Genomic DNA, 9,047 nt, shown 5'->3' on the forward strand with positions numbered 1-9,047 from the left:
TTGCGGATCAGGTCCTGGACGCCCCAGAAGCAGCCGCCGGCCAGGATCGCAGTCTTGTGCTCGCTCACATTCTCTCCTTCTAACGGGTCGGAAAACAGGTGCAGGTACTCGCCGTAGCCCGCCGACTCGAGGTCGTCGCGGTGGATGAATCTCAGCGAAGCCGAGTTGATGCAGTAGCGCAACCCACCGGCATGGCGCGGGCCGTCCTTGAACACATGTCCCAGATGGCTGTCGCCGTGCGCCGAACGGGCCTCGGTCCGGGGAAACAGCATCTTGAAGTCGCGCTTGGTGATGACGTTGTCCGCCTCGATCGGCTTGGTGAAACTGGGCCAGCCGGTCTTGCTGTCGAACTTGTCCAGCGAGGAGAACAACGGCTCCCCGGACACCACATCGACGTAGATGCCCGGCTCGTGGTTGGCCCAGTACTCGCCGGTGTACGCCATCTCGGTGCCGTTGCGCTGGGTAACCCTGCGCTGCAGAGGTGTGAGTGCCGCGATCGCCGCTGGGTCCTTGGCGTAACGATGTTCCATGTCACTGTCCAGTCTGTCCCCGGTTCAACCGGGTTGGGCGCCCGAATAGTCCGCCGTTACAGACTCGTCAGCAGGAACGTGTTCTAGTTTGGTAGTCGTGACGGACGCGCATTTCACCCGGGCCGAACTCGCCGAGGCATTCGCCACCTTCGAGGCCACCGTCGATGCTGCCGCCCGGACCCGCGATTGGGACGCCTGGGTGGCGCACTACACCCCCGACGTGGACTACATCGAGCACGCCATGGGGACCATGAAGGGCCGCGCCCAGGTGCGCGACTGGATCTACAAAACCATGACGACGTTCCCCGGCAGCCACATGACGTCGTTCCCGTCGCTGTGGTCGGTAATCGACGAGGAGCGCGGCCGGGTGATCATCGAACTGGACAACCCGATGCGCGATCCCGGCGACGGCGTCATCATCAGCGCCACCAACATCTCGATCATCACCTACGCCGGCGACGGGTTGTGGAGCCGCCAGGAGGACATCTACAACCCGCTGCGCTTCCTGGCCGCATCGATGAAGTGGTGCAAGAAGGCCGAGGCGCTGGGCACCCTCGACGATGAGGCCGCGGAGTGGATGCGCCGCAACGGAGGTTCGCGTTGACCAAGTTGGTGATCGGGGCCAACGGATTCCTCGGCTCGCACATCACCCGCCAGCTCGTCGCCGCCGGCCATGACGTGCGAATCATGGTGCGCCCCAATGCCTCCACCATCGGTATCGACGATCTGACGACCACCCGGTTCCGCGGCGACATCTGGGATGACGACGTGCTGCGGGATGCGATGACCGGCTGCGATGACGTGTACTACTGCGTCGTCAACACCCAGGGCTGGCTGTCGGACCCCGCACCGCTGTACCGCACCAATGTCGATGGCACCCGCAACGTGCTCGACGTCGCGGTGGCCGTGCACCGCGAGCATCCGTTCCGTAGGTTCGTCTTCACCAGCAGCTACGCCACCGTGCGCCGCCGTCGCGGCCACACCTCCACCGAGGCCGACGAGATCACCTCCGAGAGTGGTCTGACGGACTATGTGCGCACCCGGCTACAGGCCGAGAAGATGGTGCTTGCCTGCGCCCGGGCCGGTGAGCTGCCCGCGGTGGCGATGTGCGTGTCCACCACCTACGGGCCCGGCGACTGGGGCCGCACCCCGCACGGCGCCATCATCGCCGGAGCGGCGTTCGGCAAAATGCCGTTCGTGCTCGACCGGATCGAGCTCGAGGCCGTCGGGGTCGACGACGCCGCCCGGGCGATGATCCTGGCCGCCGAGCACGGCCGGGTCGGGGAGCGGTACCTGATCTCGGAGAAGATGATCTCCAACGCCGAGGTGGTGCGGATCGCCGCCGAAGCGGCTGGTGTACCGGCTCCGACCAGGAAGCTCCGGCTGCCGGTGGCCTATGCGATGGCCGCGCTGGGAACCGCCAAACAACGCCTGCGCGGCACCGATGAGCGGCTGACCCTCAACGCCCTGCGGCTGATGCGCGCCGAGGCGCCCGTCGACTGCTCCAAGGCCCGCCGCGACCTGGGATGGGAACCGGGCTCGGTGGAGGAGTCCATCCGGGAGGCGGCCCGATTCTGGGTGGGGCTGCGGGCGGCCAAGCGCGCCGCCACCAGCGCACCGGACTAACCCCTCGTTCTGCCCGCCTCCGAGCGACAAGGGACGTCGTCCCCGTAAAAAGTCGCTGCGAGGCGGGCAGAGGCGCACCCCGCCGCCGCCCGCTCAGGACTGATCGAGAAGCGATCCGACGATCGACGCGGCCTCACGAAGCGCCGTCGCGCCGATGTTGCCGATCGGATCGTCCAGTGCTGCTGACGGTAGCCACTGGACCAGTTCGGGCAGCAACACTCCCTGGGGCCGAGCGATACGAACAACGAGTGCCATAGCGCCGCCGGGTAACTCACCGGGAATGAACGGACACGTGATGACCCGGCCGGTGTCGGCACGGATGTGCGCTGAGTTCGAGAGGACAGCGACGTAGAGTTCGGCGTTGGTATCGCGGCGCGGAGCGATATCGCCGGCGACGATCACAAGCCGGCGGATCGGTTGGTCCCGTACACCTGCTGCGCATACTCGTCGATGTTCAGTGCCGGAACGGTCTCGGTCTTGTATGTGTGCAGCGCCGCGCGGAGGTGCTCGTTCCGGAGTGCCTTCTCGACCATCTCCGATCGATTGAGGCCGGCCTCCCGGGCCGCGGCATCGACCGCAGCCAGCACCGCAGCGTCAACCGTCACCGAGATCTTCTCCTTGGCCACCGGACTATCCTACCGTTTGTCTTACCTGGACAAAATTCACGGAAACAATCCATTCAGACCAGAAAAACGACTAGCTGCCGACTAGATTTCGGATAGATTGAAAATATGAAATCCGTTCCACTCACCGAGGCCAAAGAGAAGCTTTCCGCCCTCGTCGACGAGGCGGACACCACCCACGAAATCATCCAGATCACCCGGCATGGGCGAGTTGCGGCGGTGATCATGTCGGCGGACGATCTCGAATCGTTGAACGAGACTCTGCACGCACTTCGGACACCGGGCGTCGTCGAAGAACTCGCCCAAGCCGACGCCGACTACGCCACCGGTAAGACAGTCAGCGGGGATGACCTTCGTCGCCGCTATGGGTTGTCTTGACCGACGGCGTTGAGTGGGCCGTCCAACTCTCCGCCTCGTCCGATCGTGCCTTAGGTCGGCTACCGCACAAGGTGGCCGCGGCCATCGCCGAGTTCATCACGGCGACCCTGCCTAACAACCCGGAGCGCCTCTCAAAGCCGCTGCGATTCGAGTTGGCTGGCTGGCGGGTCGCCCGCCGGGGCGACTATCGCGTCACCTTCAGGCTCATCGAGGATGACGCGGTTCTCTACGTCGGCCGTATCGAACACCGCGCCCACGCATACCGATATCAATAGACCCCCGGCCCGCCGCCGCGACGCTTGTGACGGAAGTCGGTACCGTACGAGCATGGCCAAGAACGGCGCGGTGTCGCACTGGTTCGCCAGCCTCCCGACCCCCCGTCGTGCGCTCCCCGGGGCCCGCGAGGCCGACGTCTGCATCGTCGGCGCCGGCTACACCGGGCTGTGGACGGCCTACTACCTCAAACAACTCGACCCCGGCCTGCGGGTCACCGTGCTCGAAGCCCGCTTCGCCGGGTTCGGCGCCTCCGGGCGCAACGGCGGCTGGCTGTCCGGACTGCCCCCCGGCCATCGCGGCATGCTGGCCGCCGAGCACGGCCGCGACGCCGTGATCACCTGGCAGCGGATGCTCAACGAGGCGGTCGACGAGGTGATCGCCGTCGCCGACCGCGAGGGCATCGACGCCGACATCATCAAGGGCGGCAACCTCGAGGTGGCCCGCAACCGGGCCCAGGCCGAACGCCTGCGTGAGGAGTTCCACGAGGACCGCCGCTGGGGTGTCGACGACGTCGAACTGCTGACCGCTGACGAAGCCGCCGCCCGGGTCAACGTCGATCACCTGGTGCTGGGCTCGTTCAACCCGCACTGCGCGCGGGTGCAGCCGGCCAAGCTGGCCCGCGGGCTCTCCGACGTCGTCGAACGCCTCGGCGTCACCATCTACGAGCAGACCCCGGTCACCGCGATCAGCCCCGGCCGCGCCGACACCCCGTTCGGTGTGGTGCGCGCCCCGGTGATCCTGCGCGCCACCGAGGGATACACCGCCCGGATGCGCGGACTGCGCCGGCGCTGGCTCCCGATGAACAGCGCGATGATCGCCACTGATCCACTGCCGCAACAGGTTTGGGATCGCATTGGCTGGGCGGGCTGTGAACTCCTGGGGGATCTGGCGCACGGTTTCTTCTACGCCCAGCGCACCGCCGACGGTCGCATCGCCATCGGCGGACGGGCAAAGCCGTACCGCTACGGCTCGCGCATCGACCGCGACGGCGCTGTCGGTCAGGACACCATCGACTACCTCACCGGCGTGCTCAACACCGTGCTGCCGCAGACCCGCGGCGTGCCGATCGCACACGGCTGGTGCGGGGTGCTCGCCGTGCCGCGGGACTGGTCGGCCGGTATCGGATTCGATCCGGCGACCGGTCTCGGTGAGGCCGGCGGGTACGTCGGCCACGGCGTGACTGCCACCAACCTGGCCGGTCGCACGCTGGCCGACCTGACGCTGAAACGGCACACCGATCTGACCGTGCTGCCGTGGGTGGACCACCGCTCGCGGACCTGGGAACCCGAGCCGCTGCGGTGGCTGGGCGTGCAAGGCCTCTACACCGCCTACAAAGCCGCCGACCGGCATGAGGCCCGCGGCCGCAGATCGACCTCGCCGATCGCGAAACTGGCCGACCGAATCACCGGACGGCCCTAGGCTTTTCACCGTGCTCGAGCGCACGATCAGCTTTCCGGGGCCGGCCAGCCCCGGGCATACCCTGGCCCCGCAGCGGCGTGGTCCCGGCGATCCGTGCTTCCAGGTCGACGGCGGCGGCGCCATCTGGCGCACCAGCCTTGCGCGCACCGGTCCGGTGACCGCACGCATCGTCCGCACCGCACCCGATGCCGTTTCCTGCGAAGCCTGGGGCGATGGCGCCGAGGAGTTCCTGGCCGGCCTGCCCGCGTTACTCGGCGCCGACGACGACGCGTCCGGCTTCCGCCCCGAGCACCCGACGATCGTCGCCGCGCACGCCCGCGTCCCGCACCTTCGGATCGGCCGCACCGGCCGGGTGCTCGAGGCGCTCATCCCCGCGGTGCTCGAACAACGCGTGCAGGGTGTCGACGCCTTCCGGTCCTGGCGGCTGCTGGTCACCAAGTTCGGCACACCGGCGCCGGGCCCCGCGCCCGCGCGGATGCGGGTGCCGCCGTCGGCGCAGGTGTGGCGGCGCATCCCGTCGTGGGAGTTCCACCGCGCCAACGTCGATCCCGGCCGGGCCCGCACCGTCGTCGGCCTCGCGCACCGCGCGGACTCCCTGGAACGGCTCACCAGCGCCGCGCCGCTGATGTCACTGCCCGGGGTGGGCGTGTGGACCGCCGCGGAGACCGCGCAGCGTGCCTTCGGCGACGCCGATGCGCTGTCGGTGGGCGATTACCACCTGTCGACCATGATCGGCTGGACACTGCTGGGCCACCCCATCGACGATCCGGCGATGGAGGAACTGCTCGCACCGCTTCGTCCGCACCGCTATCGGGCGGTGCGACTGCTGGAAGTCAGCGGGCTGGCGTACCTGCCGCGCCGCGGCGCACGCCTGCCGGTGCAGCAGATCAGTCGTTTGTGACCCTGCTGCCGAACAGCGCCGGGTAGGACCAGCCGGCCAGCAGGGCGCCGGTCAGCGGCGCCAGCCAGAACACCCACAGCTGTCCGGGTGCACCGGCACCGTTGAAGAACGCGACCCCGGTCGAGATCGCCGGGTTGGCCGCGGTGCCGCAGACCGGGATCGCGATCAGTTGGACCACGGCGAAGGTCAGCCCGATGGACAGGCCGCCGAACCACTTCGGCGCGCGGCTACCGGTGGAGCCGAGAACCACCAGCACGAACAGAAAGGTCAGCACAACCCCGGCGATCAGCACCGCGATCAGCGAGTAGTGGAACGGCGAGTTGTCGCCGTATCCGCTGGCGAACATATTGCCGTCGGCATTGAACTTGGGCCGGCCGTCGGCGATCAGGTAGACCGCCCCGCCGGCGGCCAGGCCACCGAGCACCTGGGCCACCCAGTACCGCAGCACGGCCTGCCACTCCAGTCGTCCCGCGACGGCCGCGCCGAAGGTGACCGCCGGGTTGAAATGCCCGCCGGACACGTTGCCGAACGCATAGACCGCGGCCAGCAGGGCCAGCCCGAACGCCAGCGCGACGCCGGTGTAGCCGATCCCGACGGTGTGGTCACCGGCCGGGTTGGCGGCCAGCACCGCCGCACCGCAACCAGCGAAAACCAGCAGGAAGGAGCCGACGAATTCCGCGGCCCACCGGTACGGCATCGTCGGAGCGGTCATGCGGTCGGAATATACGGTCGGCGGCCCCGTTGCATATACCACCGGGGGTATGCCATGATGGACGAACAGATACCCCCTGAGGTATCGACTGACCGGAGGGAGGCGACGTGATGATGGGAGATCCCACCGACGTCGCGGAGGTGCTGAACCGGCTGCGTCGGGCACAGGGACAATTGGCCGGAGTGATCGCCATGGTGGAAGGCAGCCGCGAATGCCGCGACATCGTCATCCAGCTTGCGGCGGTGTCCAAGGCCCTGGACCGGGCCGGCTTCAAGATCGTCGCCACCGGCCTGCGGGAGTGCGCCTCGGGCTCCAGCACCGACGGCACCTGTCTCACCGAAGCGGAACTCGAAAAACTTTTCCTCGCGCTCGCCTGATTCACGAAGGAGATCACCATGAAGTTCAATCAGTACTACCTGGAGTGCCTGTCACACGCGTCCTACCTGATCGGCGATGAGAGCAGCGGCCGCGCCGTCGTGGTGGACCCGCAGCGTGACGTCAGCGAGTACATCGCCGACGCCACGGCGGCGGGCCTGACCATCGAGCTCATCATCGAGACCCACTTCCATGCCGACTTCCTGTCCGGACACCTCGAGCTGGCCGAGGCCACCGGAGCCAAGATCGTCTACTCGTCGGTGGCCAAGCCGGAGTTCGACTACATGCCCGTCGCCGACGGCGAGCGGTACTCCCTCGGTGAGGTGCAGTTGGAGTTCCTGCACACCCCCGGGCACACCCCGGAGTCGATGAGCATCGTCATCTACGAGCATCCGGGCGACACCGTTCCCTACGGCGTGCTCACCGGTGACACCCTGTTCATCGGCGACGTCGGCCGTCCGGATCTGTTGAGCTCCATCGGGTTCACCCGCGAGGAGCTGGCCGACAAGCTCTATGACTCGCTGCACAACAAGCTGATGCCGCTGCCCGACGCGACCAAGGTCTACCCGTCGCACGGCGCCGGCTCGGCCTGCGGCAAGAACCTCTCCACCGAACTGTGGTCGACGATGGGCGAGCAGCGGCTGAGCAACTACGCATTGCGGGCCCCGGACAAGCAGACCTTCATGGAGCTCGTCACCGAGGGCCAGCCGCCCGCACCGGGCTACTTCGTCTACAACGCGATCCTCAACCGCCAGGGCCGCGAGCTGCTCGACGAGACCGAGATGCCCGCGGCGATGAACTACGCCGACGTCCGCGCCGCGATGGCCCGTCCGGGTGCAGCGGCCGCGGTGCTCGTCGACGGCCGCACCCCCGAGGAGTTCGGCGCCGGTCATCTGCGTGACGCCATCAACATCGGCCTGGAGGGCCGCTACGCGGAGTTCGCCGGATCGGTCATCAAGCCCGACGTCGACCTGATCCTGATCACCGAGCCCGGTCGTGAGCTCGAGGGTAAGAACCGGCTGGGCCGCATCGGTTTCGACCGGGTGATCGGCTACCTCGAACAGCCGTACCAGGTGATGCTCAACAACCGCGATGATGTCCAGGTGGCGTCCCGGCTGACCGCCAAGCTGATGGATGAGCGGATGCGCGAGATCCCCGACCTGCAGGTCGTCGACGTCCGCAACCCGGGCGAGATCGCCCTGGGCACCATCCCCGGCGCGATCTCCATCCCGGTGGGGCAGCTGCCCGATCGCACCGGTGAGCTGGACCCGACGCGGCCCACGGTCGTCTACTGCGCCGGCGGCTACCGGTCCTCGGTGGCGGCCAGCCTGCTCCGGAATCGCGGCTTCGCCGACGTCAGCGATATCCTTGGCGGCTACGGCGCCTGGATCGAAACCGTCCAGAACGCCTGACGGACACGATTCTGGGAGAAGGCACGCAATGGCAACCACTGCCAAGCATCAGGTTCTGATCGTCGGTGGCGGTAGCGCCGGCATCACGGTGGCGGCGCGGCTGCTGCGCAAGGGTTACACCGACGTCGCGGTCATCGAACCGGCCGACAAGCACTACTACCAGCCGTTGTGGACGCTGGTAGGCGGTGGCCAGGCGACCGCTGCCCAGAGTGAGCGCTCCGAGGCCTCGGTCATGCCCAAGAAGGCGACCTGGATCCGCAAGCATGCCAATGCCTTCGATCCGGACAACAACACGGTGACGTGTGACGACGGGTCGGTCTACGGCTATGACGCACTGGTGGTGTGCCCCGGAATCCAGCTGGACTGCGACAAGACCGCGGGCCTGGCCGCAGCGGTGGACGGTCCCGGGGTGTCGTCGAACTACCGGGTGGACCTGGCTCCCAAGACCTGGGACCTGATCCGCAGCACCACGAGCGGTTCGGCGGTGTTCATGATGCCGATGTTCCCGATGAAGTGCGCCGGGGCGCCGCAGAAGATCGCCTACCTGGCCGCCGATCACTGGCGCAAGCAGGGTGTGCTCAACAAGATCGACATCCACCTTGTTCTGCCCACGCCGCGGGCCTTCGGTATCCCGGCCATCGCCGACAATCTCGACAAGGTGATCGCCGGGTACGGCATCCATCTGCACACGCTCTCGGAAGTGACTGCCGTCGATGCGGAGTCCCGCAAGGTGACTGTCAGCGCGGTGGCCGAGGGCGGCTCGGATCTGACGCTGGACTACGACATGTTCCACGG

13 protein-coding genes are annotated in these 9,047 nt (G+C 67.6%); 9 read left to right on the top strand and 4 right to left on the bottom strand.

Annotated elements, in window-relative coordinates:
* Nucleotides 1-530, bottom strand: a 530-nt coding sequence (gene msrB / locus ACR2JI_RS07860) for a peptide-methionine (R)-S-oxide reductase MsrB (RefSeq protein ID WP_526389519.1), incomplete at its 3' end; no start/stop codon positions are given.
* 97 nt (nucleotides 531-627) lie between these two features.
* Here msrB and ACR2JI_RS07865 point away from each other — a divergent pair.
* On the top strand, nucleotides 628-1,134 hold the full coding sequence (locus ACR2JI_RS07865; RefSeq protein ID WP_526389520.1) for a nuclear transport factor 2 family protein: 507 nt from the start codon (nucleotides 628-630) through the stop codon (nucleotides 1,132-1,134).
* A complete protein-coding gene (locus tag ACR2JI_RS07870; protein WP_526389521.1) occupies nucleotides 1,131-2,156 on the top strand; it encodes an NAD-dependent epimerase/dehydratase family protein in 1,026 nt (341 codons plus the stop codon). Before ACR2JI_RS07865 ends, ACR2JI_RS07870 begins: the two co-directional genes overlap by 4 nt.
* 93 nt (nucleotides 2,157-2,249) lie before the next feature.
* On the opposite strand, the gene ACR2JI_RS07875 is transcribed toward ACR2JI_RS07870, so the two are convergent.
* Together ACR2JI_RS07875 and ACR2JI_RS07880 are read right to left on the bottom strand one after the other, a co-directional pair.
* On the bottom strand, nucleotides 2,250-2,558 hold the full coding sequence (locus ACR2JI_RS07875; protein WP_526389522.1) for a toxin: 309 nt from the start codon (nucleotides 2,556-2,558) through the stop codon (nucleotides 2,250-2,252).
* Nucleotides 2,555-2,782 (bottom strand): type II toxin-antitoxin system CcdA family antitoxin, encoded by a 228-nt coding sequence (locus tag ACR2JI_RS07880; protein WP_526389523.1) that lies wholly within the window; start codon nucleotides 2,780-2,782, stop codon nucleotides 2,555-2,557. Before ACR2JI_RS07880 ends, ACR2JI_RS07875 begins: the two co-directional genes overlap by 4 nt.
* Before the next feature lie 105 nt (nucleotides 2,783-2,887).
* On the opposite strand from ACR2JI_RS07880, the gene ACR2JI_RS07885 reads away from it, so the two are divergent.
* Genes ACR2JI_RS07885 through ACR2JI_RS07900 form a run of 4 tightly spaced genes read left to right on the top strand, consistent with a single transcriptional unit; the run spans nucleotide 2,888 to nucleotide 5,753 of the window.
* Complete coding sequence (locus tag ACR2JI_RS07885) at nucleotides 2,888-3,157, top strand: type II toxin-antitoxin system Phd/YefM family antitoxin (protein ID WP_526389524.1); 270 nt, start codon at nucleotides 2,888-2,890, stop codon at nucleotides 3,155-3,157.
* On the top strand, nucleotides 3,154-3,432 hold the full coding sequence (locus tag ACR2JI_RS07890) for a type II toxin-antitoxin system RelE family toxin (protein WP_526389525.1): 279 nt from the start codon (nucleotides 3,154-3,156) through the stop codon (nucleotides 3,430-3,432). The genes ACR2JI_RS07885 and ACR2JI_RS07890 overlap by 4 nt, the downstream gene beginning before the upstream one ends.
* A 52-nt stretch (nucleotides 3,433-3,484) precedes the next feature.
* Complete coding sequence (locus tag ACR2JI_RS07895) at nucleotides 3,485-4,852, top strand: NAD(P)/FAD-dependent oxidoreductase (protein WP_526389526.1); 1,368 nt, start codon at nucleotides 3,485-3,487, stop codon at nucleotides 4,850-4,852.
* Nucleotides 4,853-4,862: 10 nt separating this feature from the next.
* Nucleotides 4,863-5,753: a DNA-3-methyladenine glycosylase family protein gene (locus ACR2JI_RS07900; protein WP_526389527.1), complete on the top strand. Its 891-nt coding sequence runs from the start codon at nucleotides 4,863-4,865 to the stop codon at nucleotides 5,751-5,753.
* Here the strand turns inward: ACR2JI_RS07900 and ACR2JI_RS07905 are convergent.
* Nucleotides 5,740-6,465, bottom strand: coding sequence for an MIP/aquaporin family protein (locus ACR2JI_RS07905; protein WP_526389528.1), 726 nt, complete (start codon nucleotides 6,463-6,465; stop codon nucleotides 5,740-5,742). The two genes, ACR2JI_RS07900 and ACR2JI_RS07905, sit on opposite strands and share 14 nt — an antisense overlap.
* A 110-nt stretch (nucleotides 6,466-6,575) precedes the next feature.
* Between ACR2JI_RS07905 and ACR2JI_RS07910 the strand changes: the two genes are divergently transcribed.
* The 3 genes from ACR2JI_RS07910 to ACR2JI_RS07920 all read left to right on the top strand — a co-directional run.
* A complete protein-coding gene (locus ACR2JI_RS07910) occupies nucleotides 6,576-6,842 on the top strand; it encodes a metal-sensitive transcriptional regulator (RefSeq protein ID WP_526389531.1) in 267 nt (88 codons plus the stop codon).
* Nucleotides 6,843-6,860: 18 nt separating this feature from the next.
* A complete protein-coding gene (locus ACR2JI_RS07915) occupies nucleotides 6,861-8,252 on the top strand; it encodes an MBL fold metallo-hydrolase (protein WP_526389529.1) in 1,392 nt (463 codons plus the stop codon).
* Between the two features lie 28 nt (nucleotides 8,253-8,280).
* Nucleotides 8,281-9,047 (top strand): NAD(P)/FAD-dependent oxidoreductase (locus tag ACR2JI_RS07920; protein WP_526389530.1); only part of this gene is annotated, 767 nt, incomplete at its 3' end.

It is taken from the genome of Mycobacterium sp., assembly GCF_051006775.1.
Taxonomy (GTDB): Bacteria; Actinomycetota; Actinomycetes; order Mycobacteriales; family Mycobacteriaceae; genus Mycobacterium.